General features: G+C 70.0%; 11 protein-coding genes. 5 read left to right on the top strand and 6 right to left on the bottom strand.

What is annotated here, in order from left to right:
* Positions 1 to 68: 68 nt before the first annotated feature.
* Positions 69 to 2,030 (bottom strand): asparagine synthase (glutamine-hydrolyzing), encoded by a 1,962-nt coding sequence (asnB, locus tag IF46_RS0111420; RefSeq protein ID WP_036391874.1) that lies wholly within the window; start codon positions 2,028 to 2,030, stop codon positions 69 to 71.
* A 133-nt stretch (positions 2,031 to 2,163) separates the two neighbouring features.
* On the opposite strand from asnB, the gene IF46_RS0111415 reads away from it, so the two are divergent.
* The 3 genes from IF46_RS0111415 (at position 2,164) to IF46_RS0111405 (ending at position 8,279) form a co-directional block, all read left to right on the top strand.
* Positions 2,164 to 3,645: an aminopeptidase P family protein gene (locus tag IF46_RS0111415; RefSeq protein ID WP_030488283.1), complete on the top strand. Its 1,482-nt coding sequence runs from the start codon at positions 2,164 to 2,166 to the stop codon at positions 3,643 to 3,645.
* A gap of 826 nt (positions 3,646 to 4,471) precedes the next feature.
* Positions 4,472 to 6,352: a right-handed parallel beta-helix repeat-containing protein gene (locus tag IF46_RS0111410; protein ID WP_030488282.1), complete on the top strand. Its 1,881-nt coding sequence runs from the start codon at positions 4,472 to 4,474 to the stop codon at positions 6,350 to 6,352.
* Positions 6,353 to 6,644: 292 nt separating this feature from the next.
* The gene (locus IF46_RS0111405) at positions 6,645 to 8,279 is read left to right on the top strand and encodes a hypothetical protein (RefSeq protein WP_030488281.1); all 1,635 of its coding nucleotides are present in this window, start codon (positions 6,645 to 6,647) and stop codon (positions 8,277 to 8,279) included.
* A gap of 53 nt (positions 8,280 to 8,332) precedes the next feature.
* Here IF46_RS0111405 and pulA read toward each other — a convergent pair whose 3' ends face one another.
* From pulA to IF46_RS0111380, 5 genes are all read right to left on the bottom strand, one after another.
* On the bottom strand, positions 8,333 to 13,828 hold the full coding sequence (gene pulA / locus IF46_RS0111400) for a pullulanase-type alpha-1,6-glucosidase (protein ID WP_030488280.1): 5,496 nt from the start codon (positions 13,826 to 13,828) through the stop codon (positions 8,333 to 8,335).
* A gap of 109 nt (positions 13,829 to 13,937) precedes the next feature.
* Positions 13,938 to 14,636: a cellulose binding domain-containing protein gene (locus tag IF46_RS0111395; protein ID WP_030488279.1), complete on the bottom strand. Its 699-nt coding sequence runs from the start codon at positions 14,634 to 14,636 to the stop codon at positions 13,938 to 13,940.
* Between the two features lie 86 nt (positions 14,637 to 14,722).
* Complete coding sequence (locus tag IF46_RS0111390; protein ID WP_030488278.1) at positions 14,723 to 15,403, bottom strand: cellulose binding domain-containing protein; 681 nt, start codon at positions 15,401 to 15,403, stop codon at positions 14,723 to 14,725.
* 133 nt (positions 15,404 to 15,536) lie between these two features.
* Positions 15,537 to 15,926 (bottom strand): hypothetical protein, encoded by a 390-nt coding sequence (locus tag IF46_RS0111385; protein WP_030488277.1) that lies wholly within the window; start codon positions 15,924 to 15,926, stop codon positions 15,537 to 15,539.
* A 37-nt stretch (positions 15,927 to 15,963) separates the two neighbouring features.
* A complete protein-coding gene (locus IF46_RS0111380; protein ID WP_030488276.1) occupies positions 15,964 to 16,716 on the bottom strand; it encodes a hypothetical protein in 753 nt (250 codons plus the stop codon).
* Positions 16,717 to 16,735: 19 nt separating this feature from the next.
* Between IF46_RS0111380 and IF46_RS32475 the strand changes: the two genes are divergently transcribed.
* Both IF46_RS32475 and IF46_RS32470 read left to right on the top strand, forming a co-directional pair.
* Entirely contained in the window at positions 16,736 to 16,924 is a 189-nt protein-coding gene (locus tag IF46_RS32475; RefSeq protein WP_036391807.1) for a hypothetical protein, read from the top strand.
* A 180-nt stretch (positions 16,925 to 17,104) separates the two neighbouring features.
* The gene (locus IF46_RS32470) at positions 17,105 to 17,734 is read left to right on the top strand and encodes a hypothetical protein (protein ID WP_232234008.1); all 630 of its coding nucleotides are present in this window, start codon (positions 17,105 to 17,107) and stop codon (positions 17,732 to 17,734) included.
* Positions 17,735 to 18,474 lie beyond the last annotated feature (740 nt).

The raw sequence follows: 18,474 nt of genomic DNA, 5'->3' as shown, positions 1-18,474 counted from the left end.
AGAGGTTTGCGTCATCCGGAACCGCTCCGGTGACGCAAACCTCTTGATCGACAGGGTTGGGGTCGGGGTCAGCGGACCATGGAGCCGACCACCGGCTTCGTGATCAGGGCGGACTGGTTGCGCTGGATACCCGGGTCGAGGGTCTTGGCCACGAAGATCGCGTGCCAGATGCAGAAGATCAGCACCGTCCACACCTTGCGGGAGTGGTCGGCCTCCTCCCGCTTGTGCTCGTCGAGCAGCCGCAGCGCGTACGACAGGTCGAGCAGATCGCCCGCACCAGAGGTGCTGATCACGTGCCGGGCCCACTCGTACATCTCGCCGCGCAGCCAGACCCGGGTGGGGGTCGGGAAGCCCAACTTCTTGCGGTTGACGATGGCCGGCGGCACGACACCCTGCAACGCCTGACGCATCGCGTACTTGGTGGCGTCGGAGCGCGGCGGCAGCTTCAGGTCGACCGGGATCGTCGCCGCGACGTCGAAGACCTCACGGTCGAGGAACGGCACCCGCACCTCCAGCGAGTGCGCCATCGAGATGCGGTCGGCCTTGACCAGGATGTCGCCGCGCAGCCAGGTGTAGAGGTCGACGTACTGCATCTTGGTGACGTCGTCGAGCTCCGTGCACTCGGCGTAGATCGGGGCGGTGACGTCCGTGTAGCGCACCGAGGGGTCGTAGCGGCGCATCAGGTGCTGCTTCTCCTCCTCGGTGAACATCCGGGCGTTGCCGTAGTAACGCTCCTCGATCGGGGTGGTGCCGCGTTCCAGGAAGCTCTTTCCCTTGACCCCCTGCGGGATCGCCTTGGAGACCGCGCGCAGCCCCTTCTGCACGCCGCCGGGCAGGCCGTTGACGGTGCCCAGCGACAGCGGCTCCCGGTAGATCGTGTAGCCGCCGAAGAACTCGTCCGCGCCCTCACCGGAGAGCACCACAGTGACGTGCTCGGCGGCCTTCTTGGCCACGAAGTAGAGCGGCACCAGCGCCGGGTCGGCCACCGGATCGTCGAGGTGCCAGACGATCGTCGGCAGCGCGTCCATCATGTCCTGCGGACCGATCTTGGTGGGGATCGTGGTGACGTCGAGGTGCCGGGCCGAGTCCTGGGCGACGTCGATCTCCGAATATCCCGGTACGTCGTAGCCGACGGTGAAGGTGAGGATGTTCGGGTTGAACTCCCGCGCCAGCGCCACCACCGCGGTGGAGTCGATGCCGCTGGACAGGAACGAGCCGACCGGCACGTCGGAGCGCATGTGCATGCGCACGCTCTCCCGCAGCGTCTCGCGGATCTCGTGGTAGAGCTTCTGCTCGTCGTCGACCGGCGCCGGCCGGAACACCGGCCGATACCACCGACGCACGTCGATGCGGCCGCCCGGGGTCCAGTTCAGGTACTCCCCGGAGCCGATCCGGCTGATGCCCTTGTGCAGGGTGCCAGGCTCGGGGACGTACTGCAGGGTCAGGTAGTGGCTCAGGTTGGCCGTGTCGACGCCCGCGTCGCCCTGGTAGTTGCTGTGCGCGAACGGCAACAGCGCCTTCTTCTCTGACGCCAGGTAGAGGCCGTCGGCTGTCTCCAGGTAGTGCATCGGCTTGATGCCGAAGTAGTCGCGGGCACCGAACGCCCGACGCTCCTGCCGGTCCCAGATGACGAAGGCGAACATGCCCCGCAGCCGGGTGAGCACCTGCTCGCCCCAGAAGTGGTAGCCCGCGACGATCACCTCACCGTCACCGGCGGTGGCGAACTGGGCACCGAAGTTCCTGATCAACTCCTCGCGCAGCTCGATGTAGTTGTAGATCTCGCCGTTGAAGGTCAGCAGGTAACGGCCGTTCGCGTAGGGCAGTGGCTCGTGGCTCGACGCGACGTCGATGATCGCCAGCCGCTTGTGGGCGAACACGCCGTCCGCGTACCGGCCGGAGGCGTCGCCGACCACCTCGACCCCGGTCTCGTCGGGGCCGCGGTGGTGCAGGCATTCCAACGCTCCGGCGATGTGGTCGCGATGCGCGGCGGCGTTACCGTTCGCGCTGAAGAAGGCCAGAAGTCCGCACATGGTGGCCATCTTCCCACGCGCGCTGTCGGCCCTTGCAGCCGTCCGTCGATCCACCCGACTCCGCAGGGGGCGCTACCGCCAACCGGGCGCGCGGTACCGTCGGGACCAGCAATGACGCGGAGGGAGCGGCGCAATGACCGAGGGACGCACCGACGGTACGCCGACGGACGGTACGGAATCACACGATCCGGACTTCCCGGAGGCATTCCTGTCCTTCATGCGGCAGGGGTGGCGGGACACCGCGCTCCCGGTGACTCCCCGCCCGGAGACGCCGAACTACGCCAAGCGGCGGGCGGCGCTCTCGGCGGCCTTCCCCGGCGAGACGCTGGTGATCCCCACCGGCACCGACAAGGTCCGGGCCAACGACACCGACTACCCGTTCCGGCCGGGCAGCGACTTCGCCTACCTGACCGGCGACCGCGACGCAGACAGCGTGCTGGTGCTGCGTCCGAACGGCTCGGGGCACGACGCGACGCTCTACACGCGGCCCCGATCCTCCCGGGAGACCGACGACTTCTTCCGCAGCCGCCACGGAGAGCTGTGGGTGGGCCGGCGGCACACCCTCAGCGAGAAGTCGACCGAGCTGGGCCTGCCCACCGCCGACCTGACCGGCCTGGAGGCGACGCTCGCCGACCTGGCTCCGGGGCGTACCCGGGTGTTGCGCGGTTTCGACGCCCAGGTGGACGCGGCCGTGCGCCCCTACGACGGCCCCCGTGCCGAGGGTCAGCCGGCCCGTGACCGGGAGCTGGCCATCGCCATCTCGGAGATGAAGCTGGTCAAGGACGAGTGGGAGATCGGCCAACTCCAGGACGCGATCGACGCCACCGTGCGCGGCTTCGAGGACGTGGCCCGGATCCTGCCGGCCGACCGGGCCGTCTCCGAGCGGCTGCTGGAGGGTGTCTTCGCGCTGCGGGCCCGCCACGACGGCAACGACGTCGGGTACGGCTCGATCGTCGGCGCCGGCGAGCACGCCACGATCCTGCACTGGGTGCACAACCACGGCGCCACTCGACCGGGTGATTTGCTCCTGATGGACATGGGTGTCGAGGGTCACAACTTCTACACCGCCGACGTGACCCGGGTCCTGCCGGTGAACGGCCGGTTCACCGCGCTACAGCGCCAGGTCTACGACATCGTGTACGCCTCGCAGCAGGCCGGCATCGAGGCCATCCGCCCCGGCGTGAAGTTCAAGGACGTCCACCTGACCTGCATGCGGGTGCTCGCCGAAGGTCTGGCCGAGCTGGGTCTGCTACCAGTCAGCGTGGACGAGGCGATGGACGAGAAGTCCACGGTCTACCGGCGGTGGTCGCTGCACGGCTTCGGCCACATGCTCGGCATCGACGTGCACGACTGCTCCAACGCCCGCAAGGAGACGTACCGCGACGGCACGCTGGGCGAGGGGTACGTACTCACCGTCGAGCCGGGCCTGTACTTCCAGCCGGAGGACGAGCTGGTCCCCGCCGAGCTGCGCGGTGTGGGCATTCGGATCGAGGACGACGTGCTGGTCACCGCGACCGGCGCGGTGAACATGTCGGCCGGGCTGCCCCGCACCTCCGACGAGGTGGAGACCTGGCTGGCCGAGCAGCGCGAAGCCGGCCCCCGCCTGCCCGGCTGATCCGCCTGCCCGCCTGATCCGCCTGACCCGCCCTCAGCCCGGCGGGCCCTCCCTCGGGCGCCGTGATCCACTCGGTTTTCTTGAAGTCGCGCTATCCACACCGCCCGGATACCGCGTTATCAGCAGAACCGAGTGGATCACGCGCCGAGGGCACGCGACGTGCGGCATCCGAACACCCCACGGCCGCATCGGCGATAGCAGCGACGCTCGCCCCGCACATCCCCCTCCGGCCCACCCCCCGCCCCCCGGCCCACCCCCGCCCTCCGGCCCACCCTCGCCCTCCGGCCTCAGCCCTCTCCGGCCTCGTCGATCATGGAGTTGTGGTGGGTGACAAAGTGCCCGTATACCACCAAGCCGGGCACCACAACTCCATGATCGACATAATTCGACCGCGATCTTGCACTTTCTGTCCCAGCAGAGGGGGCATTTCGTGCATATCGGCGACCGAAACTGCAAGATCGGCGCGAGCGGAGCGTTCGTGGAGTCGCTCCGTTCGTCATCGCTGAGCGACGAGCCCGGGTGCCGCGAGGGCGCCGCACCCCTGACTGACGGCGACGGGGGTGGCCTCGCCTCAGAGCCGCGCCGCTTGCCTGTCGGCGACGTCGTCCGTCGGTGTTTGTGCTGCTCACGGCTGTTTACGACCGGCCCGGACCGGTTGCCCGCCGTCACCTGACCTGCGCCTAATGCGTGGTTATCTCGGATACGTCCGCATCGCGAAGATGGTTCTCATACGGTGGGGATCAGTGGCTGCAACCCATTTGTAGCTGGTCGTGGCGCCTCGGGCGGTGCGATCCCGTCTGGTAGCAGGAAAGGGCGGAAGGCTCTGATGTCCAACGACGTAACGAGTACCGACGGCGGGGCCTCGACTGCTCCGCCGACACGACGAAGGCGGGCACTCTGGGTCGCCGGCGTGGCCGGGTTGACCGGCGTGGTCGGGTTGGCGGCCCTCGGCGGCATCGCCGCTCGGGACGACAAGCCCGACTCCAACCGGGTGTCCGACGCGCAACCGTCGACCAACCGGCAGAACGTCAGCGACGACGGCAGCGCGGGCAAGAACGCCGCCAAGGACGACGACTGGAGCGGCGACGACTGGAGCGGCTTCGACGACCAGGCCGGCAAGGATCGCAAGGACGGCGGGCACGACGAGAAGGACCGCACCAGGCAGGTCCCGTGCGACACCGACAAGCTGATTCAGGCGATCACGTTCGCCAACAACGAGGACGGCGGGGTGCTGGAGCTGGCCCGGGGCTGCACCTACACCCTGACTCGCAACCAGGACGGCAACGGCCTTCCGGTGATCACCGAGAACATCACCCTCAAGGGCGAGCACACCACCATCGGCCGTGAGGCCACCGCCGACTACTTCCGCATCCTCAACGTCGGAGCCGGTGGGCGCCTCACGCTCAAGGGCCTGAGCATCAGAGGTGGCCAGACCCTCCAGTCACCGATAACCGCCGACCCGGCGACGGTCTGGGCGCCATACTCGGCCGTGGTCCGATCCACCGCGACCAAGCCGCCGGTCACGGCAGCACCCGGCGCCAAGCCCGCGACCGGAGGCGCCAAGCCCGCGACCGCAGGCGCCAAGCCCGCGGCAGCAGCCAAGGCAGCGAAGCCCGCCGCAACCGCTGCCAAGCCGGCAGCCGCCGAGCCGGCAGCGAAAGCCGCGGCAGCCAAGGCACCAGCGGCAGCAACCAAGGCGGCCCCAGCGGCAGCAACCAAGGCCACCCCAACGACCACAAAGGCCGCCGCAAAGGCCGCCGCAAAGCCGGCCGCCGCACCGACCACCGCCAAGCCCATAGCCGCGGCGGGGCCTGCGGTGTCGCCGCTGGTCGAGCAGCCCGGGTTCCGCGACGGCGCCGGGGTGCTGGTGCAGCCTGGCGGTCGCGCGGAGATCCTGGACAGCGAGTTGCTCTACAACCAGGCCGGCGGCAACGGCGGCGGACTGGCCAACTTCGGCAACACCCGGCTCAGCAAGACGACGGTGGCGCACAACACCGCCTTCCTCTTCGGCGGCGGCATCTTCAACGCCGGCGTACTTCAGGTCGACGAGTCGAAGATCAAGGACAACACCGGGATCATCGGCGGCGGCGGCATCTCCAACGGTGCCGCGGAGATCTTCACCGACGATGTCGACGGCGGCTCGGTCTGGGTCTACAAGAGCGAGGTCACCGACAACGAGACGCTCGGCTTCGGCGGCGGCGTCCTGGATGTCGAGGGCACCACGACGTTGCACCAGACGACGGTCAGCGACAACACCGCGGTGCTCGACGGTGGCGGCGTCGCGGTCGCCGACAGCCAGCTCACCCTCAAGGACGCCACGGTGGCCAAGAACAGCGCGGCTCGCGACGGTGGCGGCGTGTTCCTGACCTCCGACAGCGTTGCGACGATCGAGAACAGCAAGATCAAGGACAACACCGCGGGCTTCTCCGGCGCCGGCCTCTTCAACGACGACAGCGTCACCACGCTGCGCGACAGCGAGGTGGTGGGCAACCGGGCCGTCGGTCCGTTCGGCCGCGGCGGCGGCATCGTCAACACCGAGGGGAGCGAGGTCAGGCTCCACCGGACGACTGTGGCGCACAACTTCTCCACCCTTGAGCCGGGCGGCATCTTCAACAGCCTCGGCGGCACCGTGACGCTTGACGACAAGTCTGCGGTCACTGCCAACCGCCCGACCAACTGCTTCAACGTTCCGGACTGCTTCGCCTGATCGGGTGGGGCTGAACCACATAGAGAGGGCACGCCCCTCCGGGCCGGTCGCGGCCCGGAGGGGCGTACCTGTTTGGGCAGGTCACGGGCCCGCCGGTCGGCTTGGGCGGTGGTGTGTCAGTCCGGACCCGCTGGGGGCAACATGAACCGAATGTGGGGTTCTCTCGGATAAGCCCGCGAGGCGAGGAACCTTCTCATACGGTGGTTTTGGGAGCTACAACCGATTTGTAGCAGGGGACGCCCGTCTGACGGCGGCGACCCTGTCTGGTACGAGGAGAGGGCAGAGAGCTCCGATGTCCAACTACCTTACGAACAACGAAGCCTCCGGGCGGGCGACGGCGAAGAGCCGCCGCAAGCTCTGGCTCGCCAGTGGCGTGGCCGGTTTGACGGGCGTGATCAGTCTCGCGGCGGTGGGCGTCGCGGGCAGCGCCGGGGCGGTCGGCCTGAACTGGAACACCGCGCAGGTCAGCAAGGATGGCGACCAGCGGGGTGACGAGGGACGCGACTGGGACAAGGACAAAGACAAGGACCGCGACAAGGACAAGGACAAGGACCACGAGCGCGGGAAGGAGGTGCCCTGCGACACCGACAAGCTGATCCAGGCGATCGTGTACGCCAACAACAAGCACGGCGGTGTGCTGGAACTGGCCAAGGGCTGCACCTACAACCTGACCCGCAACGACTACCAGGGCAACGGTCTCCCGGTGATCACCGAGCGGATCACGCTCAAGGGTGAGCACACCACGATCTCCCGGGAAGCCACCGCCGACTACTTCCGGATTCTCAACGTCGGCAGCGGTGGGCATCTCACGATCAAGGGCCTGACCATCAAGGGCGGGCAGACCCTCGAGCGGTACAACGGTGTCGAGCCGGCCGCGGTCTGGGCGGCCTACTCGGACTCCGAGGCGCTCGCCGCGCAGGTGAAGGCGGGCACCCCGTTGGCCCAGGCGCTCACCGCGCGGCAGGCCAACCCGAAGGCGAGCCTGAAGGCCGCGCCGAAGGTCACTGCCAAGGCCACGCCGGGCGTCGTCACGCCGCTCGTCGAGTACCCGGAGGACACCGACGGCGCCGGCATCCTGGTGCAGCCGGGCGGCACCGCCGAGATCCTGGAGTCCGAAGTCGTCCTGAACCAGTCGGGCGGCAACGGCGGTGGCGTGGCCAACTTCGGCACCACGAAGATCTGGCACAGCACCGTCACCCGCAACACCGCCTTCTTCTTCGGTGGCGGTGTGTTCAACGCCGGTCTGCTCAAGGTCGAGGAGTCGAAGATCAAGGACAACACCGCCATCATCGGTGGTGGCGGTATCTCCAACGGCGCCGCCGAGATCTTCCGCGACGACGTCGACGGCGGTACGGTCGAGCTCAAGAAGGCCGAGATCACCGACAACGAGACGCTCGGCTTCGGCGGCGGCTACCTCGACATCGAGGGCAACACCACGGCGTACGAGACCAAGTTCGTCTCGAACACCGCAGTGCTCGCCGGCGGCGGTCTCGCGGCGGCGGACAGCCAGCTCAACCTGCACCACGTGACGGTCGAGAAGAACAGCACCGCCGGTGTCGGTGGCGGTGTGGCCATCGCCTTCGACAGCGTGGCCACGTTCGAGAAGAGCAGCATCAAGGACAACACCGCTGGCTTCTTCGGCGGCGGGCTCTTCAACGCTGGCAGCGTCACCACGCTGCGCGACAGCGAGGTCGTCGGCAACCGGGCCATCGGCCCGATCGGGGTCGGCGGCGGCGTCTTCAACATCTTCGGCCAGGTCAACCTGTCGAAGACGAACGTCGCCCACAACTTCTCCACCTTCGAGCCGGGCGGTGTCTTCAGCTTCTTCGGAGACGTGAACGTGGACGACAAGTCCGCCATCACCGCGAACCGTCCGACCAACTGCCTGGCCATCCCGGGCGGCACCATCGACAACTGCTTCGCCTGATCGCCAAACGGGCCGGCCCCCTTCCGCAGCACGCGGAAGGGGGCCGGTTCGCGTCATCTCTGGACGAACACCGCCACGCTGCGCGCCGGCACGGTGAACGTGCCGGCCGCCCGGTCGAACGAGGCGGTACGCAGCACCGGGTCGGCCGAGCCGACGAGCACCGGGTGCAGTGCCACGTCCGCTGCGCGCAGCCCGGTCACCGTCTGGGTCGCCGTCGATCCGGTGGCGTTGAAGACGACGGTCAGCGACTGCCACGGCCCGCCGAGCCCGCGAGCGTCCAGGGTCATGGTCAGCACCCCCGGCGTCTCCTGCGCCCCGGAGAGCGGGAACGCCACCCGCTGCTGCACCTGCTCGGCGGTGGCCAGCCCGAACACCGGTGACGACGCCCGGATCCGCAGCAACTCGGCGTACCGGGCGTCGGTGGTGTTGATCGCCGCGCAGTCCGGCACCAGCGCCGGGTCGGCCAGCAGCGGCTTCGCGTACGACCACTTGTCCTCGTTGTCCTGCGCGGGCGGCAGACCGACGCCGAACCCGTTGCCCCGTGCACAGTCCCACCGGATCTGGTTGAACCAGTCACCGGAGTTGTACGAGTTGCGGTCCAGCGACTTCGACCGCAGCCGTTCGGTGCCGGCGGTGACGAACCCGGTGCCCTGTCCCAGCACCACAGTGCCCAGCGCCAGCACCTGCATCCGGGAACGGTCCGCCGCCGAGGTGGCCTGCGGCAGTTTGTACGCCAACGCGTCGTACAGGATCTCGTTGTCGTGCGCGTCGGCGTAGGTGACGGCCTCCCCCGGCGCGGCGGTGTAGCCGGCCGGGGAGCCGTTGTAGTCCACCTGGGCCCCGGTGACCTGCCGCCCGGCGGTGTCGGTGAACCGGTAGCCGCGCAGGTTGCCGGTGAGCCCCACCTTGATCAGGTCGTGGGCGTGCAGCAGCCGGGCCTTCTGCTCGGCCGCCGACCCGTTGACCGCATCCCCGTTCGGGTCGGTGTAGAGCCCGGAGGCGAAGCCCTGCACCCGGGGGTTGGCGTCGAACGGTCCCCCGCCGCGCACCGCGTCGCGCAGCCGGTCGTTGAAGGTGCCGATGCCGGTGCCGGCCATGTTCGCCTGGGTGGCCTGGACGAAACGGGCGTCGTTGGCGACCTCGCCGAAGTTCCAGCCCTCGCCGTAGAGCAGGATCGATCGACCGTCCACGCCGTCGCGGGCGACGGTCAGCCGGTCCAGTGCCGTGCGGACGGCCAGGATGTTCGCCTTCGGGTGGTGCCCCATCAGGTCGAAGCGGAAGCCGTCCACCTTGTACTGCCGGGCCCAGGTGACAAGCGAGTCGACCACCAGCTTGCCCATCATGGCGTGCTCGGGAGCGGTGTTGGCGCAGCAGGTGGAGTTGGCCACCGTGCCGTCGTCCAGCAGCCGGTGGTAGTAGCCGGGCACGATCTGGTCGAGCACCGACTTCGCGTCGGTGCCGGCCGCCGAGGTGTGGTTGTAGACCACGTCCATGACCACCCGCAGCCCGGCGTCGTTCACCCCGGCGACCATCCGCCGAAACTCGGTGGTCCGCGCCGCGCCGACCGGGTCGACGGCGTAGCCGCCCTCCGGCACGGTGTAGTGCAGCGGGTCGTACCCCCAGTTGTAGCCGTCGGCTTCGGCGACCGCCGCCACGCACTTCTGCTGCTCCGGCGAATCCGGCGGCAGCGCCGCCAGGTCGCAGGCCGGCTGGCGCTGATCGGCCCGCTTCTCCGGGATCGTCGCGAAGTCGAACGCCGGCAGCAGGTGCAGATGGGTGACCCCGGCGTCGCCGAGCGCCCGCAGGTGGGTCATGCCGGCGGTCTTCGGGTCGGTGAACGCCAGGAACGTCCCCCGCCGCTCGGCCGGCACGGTGTCGTCAGCGATGGAGAAGTCCCGCACGGACAGCTCGGTGATCTGCGCCTTCGCGGGCGGGATCGGTGCCGGTTTGCGAAGCGTGCGCCACCCGGGAGGGGCCAGCGCCGGGTCGTTCAGGTCGACCAACTGGCTGTGCGTGGAGTCGGCGGCGAGGGCCACCGAGTACGGGTCGGTGACCACCGCGGCGACCATCTTCTGCGCGGCCGGCTGCCACGCCCGCACCTCGTACCGGTAGTACTTCCCGGTCCAGGTGTGGTCGCCGCGCACCGACCAGACGCCGGTGCGGTCGTCGCGGCGCATCGGCACCGTCTTCGGCGCCGCGGTGGGCGAGTCGTACAGGTGCAGCGCCACGCTCCGGGCGGTCGGCGCCCAGAGCGCGAGGCTCGGCGTCCGGCCCGCGAACGTGGGCCCGAGGGTGGCGTCGGCCGCCCGGGCGTACACGTCGTCGAGCACACCGGGGATCTGCACGCCGGTCGCGGCGAGCAGCGCACCCTCGGCGTCGCGCTCGGTGACCAGCAACTGCCCCCGCAGCGCCGCCGGGACCTTGGCCAGGTCCGCGCGGTCCAGGGCGAAGCTACGGTACGACCACAGGTGCGGGAACCTGTCGCGCTGGGCCTCGGTGAGCCCGTTGCGTTGCGCCCGCAACGGCAAGGTGGTGTACGCCCCGGTCAGCTCGCCGTCGACCACGCTGACCCCGCCGGTAGGCGCGGCGACCAGCGCGTACGTCTTGCCGTCGGTCGGGGGTGTCTGCCACGCCACGGTGGACCTGTCGATCCAGTGCGCCTTCTGCTTGCTGATGTCGGTGTCCCCGCCGGTGATTGTCGCCGCCGACGGCAGCAGGCGGCCCGGTGTGGCGGCGAGCAGCCACACCTCGCGGCCGACGCTGGCGAAGTCGAGCCGCTGGTCGTCGGGCAGATCCTTGGTGTCGCCCTGGTGGATGATGTAGTTCAGCCCGGTCGCACCGGCGGCCAGCGGCACCCGGAACACCGCCCCGAACGCGTCGACGGCGCTCGGCCGCAGCGGAGCCGCCCACTCGGTCGGGTTGGCCGCGCCGTCCCACAGGTGCAGGCCCCAGCCGTCGTAGTTGCCGTCGGCCCGCCGGTAGTGCAGCACGGCGGTGCCCTCCTCGACCGGCGGTTCCGGCTCGCCGGTGGCCGCCTGCCGGCTCGGGTAGATCGCCGGGTCGCCCTGCTTGAGCCAGATCTCCCCGGTCTGGGTGACGTCGATGCTGCGGTCCTGGGCGACGTCCTTCGTCCCAGCCTTGTCGACAACCAGGAAGCTCACCGAGGTCGCACCCGGCTTGAGTTTCACCCAGGCGAACCGGCCGTAGGAATCCTCCCCGGCGAACGGCTGCCCCTTCGGCCACTCGGTGACGTACGCCGGGTCGATGTCACCCCAGGCGTAGAGCCCCCAGTCGTCGTATCCCCCGGCGGGGCGCTGGTAGTGCACCACCGCCCACTCCCGGGAGCCGCCCTGCGCCGGGGTGCCCACGACGGCGGTGGACCGGGCGGTGGCGGTGCGGCCCCGGCCGTCGCGGACCACCGCCTTGTACTCGACGCGGACGCCGCCGGCCAGGCCGGTCAGGTCGTGCTGCACGGTGTACGGGGCGTGGTCGGCGCTGCCCAGCAACGTCCACCGGCCGCCGGCCACCCGGGCCGCGACGGTGACGGTGGCGAGGGGATCGCCGGTCACCCGGGCGGTGACCGCCGCCCGGGTGGCGACCGGCGCGTCCGGGGCCGGGCTGGTGATGGTGATGGTCGGCTTGTCGGCCGCCGGTGCGATGGGGCTGCCGGCCCGGTACACCGCCGCCGACAGTGGCGGCACGGTGAGGGTCAGTTCGCCGTCTCCACCGGCCCGAGGCGTGCCCGAGCCGCCGTAGATGCCGGTGAAGGTGGCGCCGGCCGACCAGGTGTCCACGGTGACAGTCTGCGCGGTGTCGGCGTTGTTCACGGCCACCACGTACTCGGTGCGGTCGGCCGGGGCGATCCGGGAGGCGGCGAAGACCCCCGGGCCGTCGGCCGCGTACCGGGTGACCTGCACACCGTCGCGCAGCGCCGGATGCGCCTGGCGCAGCCGGCCCAGATCGGCGATGGTCCGGTACAGCGGATGGGCGGTGTCGAACTGGTCGCTCGCGTGGGTGCGGTCGGTGCCGAGCAGGTCGTCGTCGAGGTAGTCGGGGACCGACGAGGCGAACATGTCCTGCCGGGCGTCCTTGTCCCCGCCCGGGCCGGTGAAGCCTTGTTCGTCGCCGGAGTAGATCACCGGCTGGCCCCGGGTCAGGAACATCAACTGGTGCGCGAGCTGGTCGCGGCGCAGGTGGCTGGCCGGGTCGGTGCCACCACCGGCGATGAACGAACCGATCCGGCCCATGTCGTGGTTGCCGAGGAAGGTGGGCGACCGGCCCGCGTCGGTGTCCCGGGCCGCGTAGAGGTCGTCGCGGGCGTACACGTCGGCGAGCGCCTTCGCGGAGCCGGCGCCGGCGGTGAAGCCCCGCGCGGCCTCCTGAAAGGCGAAGTCGAGGGTGGCCGGCAGACCACCCTGGCGGACGTAGCTGGAGCTGATCTCCGGGTCGGCGCTGTACACCTCGCCGAACATGAAGAAGTCCTTCTTGCCGGCCTTCTCGGCGGCCCGTTCGATGCCCTGGCTGAACTGCGGCCAGAAGTCCATGTTGACGTGCTTCACGGTGTCCAGCCGGAACCCGTCGACGCCGGTCGCGCCGATCCAGTCCCCGTACGCCTTGGTCATCCCCTGGACCACCTCGGGACGCTCGGTCCACAGGTCGTCGAGGCCGAAGAAGTCGCCGTACTCGCTGTTCTCGCCGGCGAAGGTGGAGTCGCCCCGGTTGTGGTACATGGTGACGTCGTTCAGCCAGGCCGGGACCTTGACGCTCGCGTCCTTAGGCTCGGCGAAGGTCGGCGTGTACGGGAACGATTCGCTGTCGACTGGTGGGAACGCGCGGGTCCCGTCGGCGTAGTTGCGGTCCTCGAACGCCCGGCCCTGCGCGTCGGTGTACGGCGAGGTCGCCTTGTCCACGTACGCGTACTTGTCCTCGGCGTACTTGATGACGTCGGCGGTGTGGTTGACGATCACGTCGAGGTAGATCTTGATGCCGCGTTGGTGGGCGAGCCGGACCAGCCGCTTCATCTCCGCCATCGTGCCGAAGTGCGGGTCCACCTCGGTGAAGTCCGTGATCCAGTAGCCGTGGTAGCCGGCCGAGATGTCGTTGCCGGCACCCTGCACCGGCCGGTTCTTGAAGATCGGGGCGAGCCAGATGGCTGTGGTGCCCATCCCCTGGATGTAGTCCAGCTTGTCGATGACGCCCTTGAGGTCGCCGCCGTGGTAGAAGCCTTTGTCGGTCGGGTCGAGGCCGGTCCGCAGCCGGTCGCCGGTAAGGCCGCCCCGGTCGTTGCGGGGGTCACCGTTGGCGAACCGGTCCGGCAGGACGAAGTAGAACTGCTCGGCTCGGGCGGAGCTTCCACCCGCCTTCAGCAGGGCCTCAGCGGTGGGTTCAGCGCGCCACTGGGCTGCGCCGCCGACCGCGAGTGGGGTGCTGTCGGACGGTCGGGGTGCCGCGGCGGCGGGGTGCGCCGCGACCGGAGTGCCGACGAGCGTAAGGGTGAGCAGGGAGGTGAGGGCCAGCAGGGCGGTGCGCGGTATCGGCGGGGGTTTCATCGACGCCTTCCTCTGGTCGCTGATGGCCGCACGCTAACCCTTGCCGAAACATTCTGCAATGCCTTGCAAACATGGTCGTAACAAAGCAGCTTCCTTGCGGAAGCGCCGCTCAGAGCCCGGGCCCGACGCAGCGCCCGCCGTCCACCGTGCACTCCCGCGGCAGGGTGGGCGCCCGCTCCATGTGGAACCGCAACGACGCCGTTCCGTCGGGTGGCACCTCAACCCCGCTGACGTACGTGAAGCCGTTGTCGGTCTGCCGGAGCGTCCCCTGCGGCACGCCCTCCACCCAGGCGGTCACCAGCCGTCCGCTGGAGAACTCCAGCCGAACCGTCCAACCATGGCTCTCGTCGGACGTGTTGACCATCAGCACCTCGCCGATGAAACCCCCGTCGAAGCTCTGCACCACTCGGTACGCCCCGATCATCGGCGGGGTCCCCTGCGCCGCCCGGCTCGGCGACCGCGTCGCCGTCGGCCTCCCGGTCGCAGCGACCGTCGGGCCCACCGACGGTGACCGCGGCACGGCCGTGGCGGTCGGCGGCAGCCCACTGGCACGCCCGGACAACCCCGGCAGCACCGGCACCGGAGACGGCACCGACGTGGGCACGCTCGGCGCCGCCACCGCCGACGGCACCGGCAGCGCCGGCGGCTGCGCACCGTCGGGCGCCGGGCTCCGTCCCCGGTACGCGCCCAAAGCCACGATGAGCAGCACCACCATCACGACGACACCGGCACCCACCACGATCCAGGGCGACGATGCGATCGCGACCGGGCCATGCGGCGAACGCGGAACACGGCGCATGCCGGACATGTACCTCCTTCAACGGACCGTCCGCGCAGCGTAGCGATCGGCGGCCCGGCCCGGAAAGCCTCGACGGCGTACCGCGTCCCCGGTGCTCAGCCGATCCGGCAGTCGACCCCGTTGATCGTGCACTTCAGCGGTTTCTCCGCCGACTCACCCCAGCCGACGCGCAGCCGCAGCGTCCGAGACTCACCCGGTTTCAGCGAACGGGTGCCGCGCAACACGAACTCGCCGTGCCCACGCCCCCGCACCGAGATTCCCGAGTCGTCACTAACTCGCAGCGCCCACATGTCGTCGTCGAACGCCAACTCGACCTGCCACTCCACCGACCGACTCGACTCGTTGGCAATCGCCAGCTCCGCCGAGTCGCCGTCCCAGCCGTTCGTACCGACCTGGTAGCGGGCGCTGATCGTCTTCTCCGCCGGCGTCGTCGGCGTCACCAGGACGCTCGGCTTTCCCGGCGTCGGCGAGCCGGTCACCGAGGCGCGCGGCGACGGCGTCCGGCTGCTGCGCGACGGTCGCGGCGACACCGAACGTCGCTCCACACCGGCCGGAGTCGGCCCACCGGTGGCCGACGCGGCGGCCGGCACGGTCGGCAGGAACGCCGGAGGCGCGGCCTGCGGCGGGGCGTCCCGCTCCCTGGTCCGGAACGACAACATCGCGATCACCAGGAGCACCACCAGCGCGCACACACCGAGTAGCACCACAATCCACGGCATCGACACCAACATCCGCGCCGCCCGCGAATCTGCCGCACCCTCCGGCTGCACCGCCACCAGGTCTCCCCTCGTCTCACCGACGCGACAGCGTAGCCAGCACCGCGCGAAGCGGAAACCGGGCGGGTACGGATCGGGCCGACCGGCCGACGCGTCACGGAAAACGGCTCGACCCGGCGGCGAACCCGGTCGGTCAGGCCGTCCGGATGACTGTGCAGATCAGTGGTCCGTCATCCGAGGTACGCAACAGGTAGCGGTACCGCTCCCCCGGCACCGCCTGCCCCCGGCTGTCCAGGAACTCCCACTGCACCGCCACCATCGTCAACAGCGCCGACACCGGCTGCACATCCTCGATCTGGGCATGGGCCGCGACCAACTCCCGGTCCTGGTAGTCGGGTGCGGCGCCCACGAAGGACAGCGCCACCGCCGCCGCAGACGTGAACGAGAAACTGTAGGTGTCGGCCACCACCAACCCCGGCAGCGCGTAACAGCCGGCGATGGCCGGCAGGTCACCGGAGGTCAACGCCACGCCGTACCGGTCGAAGAAGTCGGCCAACGTGTCAAGATCCGTGGGAGCGTTCACGGCCACAGCAATTGCCGGTCACCGCCCGGGTCAAACCTCAGCGCGGCGGCACCCGTACCTCGATCTCCGAACCCAACCGAGCGTCGGCGGCCAGGCCCAGGTCGTCGCCACTCCAGAACCGCCCCGGGTCATACCAGTTCGGACGCCGCCCCGCCGGCAGCAACCCCATGGCCTCATAGGTCACCGCCACCACCTCGGCGCAGTACGCCGTCTCCAACGCCCGATCCCGCTCCTTCGCCGAAGCGGCCGGGTTGGCGGGGCTGCCTTGGCCGGTGGAGTCAGCGCGGTTGGCGGGGTTGGCCGGGGCTGACCGGGATGCCGGTTGGCCGGGGTGCCGCAGCGCCGAGAGCCGGTTGGGCAGTGGCAGCGCCGGCACCCGACCGCGCACCCAGCGCCACGCCAACTGAGCGGTCGACGGGAACGGCGTACCGTCCAACCGCGCGATCGTCCGCAGTACCGCCCGCTCCATCTCCCCGTCGGCCGGCGGATCGAGCTGCCGCAGCCAGGCCCGTTGGCCGTACCGATTGGCCCAGACGCAGACCGCGTCCCGCAGGTCGTGCAGTTGGACGCCGCGCTGGTGGGTGCCCGACCACAGGTCCGGCAAGGACCTGCCCAACTCCGCGTGCCACATCAGCGGCGGCATGTCGTCCAGCACCACCGCCATCCCGACGTGGTTCACCGGGCTGTTGGTGGTGAACTGGATCGCCCGGTCCGGCACGCTGCGACCCCGGAACACCCACACGTCACCGGTGCGGGTCAACTCGACGGCCTCATCCAGGCTGATGCTCATGAGGGTCTAGCCTAGGCCGATGCGGCAACGAATGCGGTGGTGGAAGGTCCTCGGGCTCGCCGGCCTGGCCGGCGTCGCAGCCTCCGGCGTGGTCATCGCCCGGGCCGAACGGCGTCGGCGCGCGTACACCCCGGAGGAGATCCGTCAGCGGCTACTGGAGCGGCACGCCCAGGCCGGTGACGCCGCGAAGCCCAGCGACACGGCCTGACCAACCGTCCCCTGTAGATCTTCGACAGGGCAGTTGGGCGGGGCGATGATCGATACGTTGGGGTTATGACGACGCCCGTCGCGCAGCGACCCTTCGTCCTGTCCACCCCGGCCGCGCCGGTCGAACGACACGGCAACGTCGACCTGCACCCACACCGGTCCCGCGCCTGCCGTCGTGGTGGTGCACGGCGCCCCGCTGCCACCCGACGCGCCAGACCCCCGCGACTGGTTGCGCTACCGCGGTTACGGCGCACTGCTCGCCGCGAGCGGCGTGGTCACCGCGCTGGTCAGCTACCAGGTGTCCGATCTGTCAACACTGCCCGCCGCAGCCGACGACATCGCCGCGACGATCGAACAGGTCCGCGTCGACCCGCGGGTCGACCCTGACCGGGTGGTGCTGTGGTTCTTCTCCGGAGGCGGCCTCTTCGCAGCCGACTGGCTCCGTGCCGCGCCGCCGTGGCTTCGCGGGATCGCACTGACGTACCCGCTTCTCATCCCGTTTCCCGGCTGGGAGGTCGACGCTCGGTTCCTGCCCGTCGAAGCACTCAGCTCCGGCACGAACGTGCCACTGGTGCTGACCCGGGCCGGCCAGGACATCCCACCGGTCCTGGCCGGCATCGACGCGTTCCTCCCGGCGGCGACCGCCCAGGGCTGGCCGTTGCGGTTGATCGAGGTGCCGGACGGGCAGCACTCCTTCGACATCCTCGACCACAACCCGCAATCGGAAACAGCCGTACTGGCCGCCCGCGACGCCGTCCTGGAGCTACTCGGCGCACCTGACCACGCTCATCCTGCCGGCCTGCCCCGCTGACCTGCCCCGGTGGCCCGCCCCGCCGGAGGACCCTGCCCTGCCCCGCATGATCGTGCTCGATCATTGATGTAGTGGCCTCGTCCGCGCAGTGAGGGGCCTCTTTCCTGGATCGGGCACGATCTTGCAGGGGTGCTCGCCGGGTGGTCGCGCTGTCCAGTCAGATCCGCGTCGGTGGTACCAACCGGACAGGCATTTCGGCCGAAATCGCCTGGTTCGTCCCGGGCTTGTAGCGGCGCGTTTGAGGCCGCCTTCGTCACCCGTGGATTTCGCCCTGGGCCGGGACCGGCCCATGGGCGCAATCAGCCCAGCTGGGCATGATCGGCTCGGGTTTCATGAAGTCGGGGCATCCTCGACCGTGGGATGCGTGGCAGCCGCCGGGAACATCCGGCAGCCCGCCCCGGTTACCTCCCCCGCACCGCCAAGCACCACACCGGCTCCCGCCACGGAATGATCCGCTGGCCCGGCCGGTTACACACCCCGCACCACCGAGTACCGCTCCCGCCGGACGCGGAATGATCCGCCGGCCGAGACCGTTACACCCTGTCCCGACGCCGACCCCCCTTCACGGGTCGCCGGGCAAGAACCCCTCGAACTTCCCCCCGCACGGCCACCCCCGATGCCGTCGCGGGCACCCCCGACACCAGAGGAGCACGCCATCATGCGTACCGATCTGATCCGTAAGACCGCACTGACCGCTGCTGGCCTCGCGTTCACCGGCGGCGCCATCGCCGGCCCCGTGA

The organism is Micromonospora chokoriensis (genome assembly GCF_000718555.1).
GTDB lineage: Bacteria > Actinomycetota > Actinomycetes > Mycobacteriales > Micromonosporaceae > Micromonospora > Micromonospora chokoriensis_B.
Note: the sequence above shows the minus strand (reverse complement) of the source record. Positions and strands in the feature narration are given on the sequence as shown.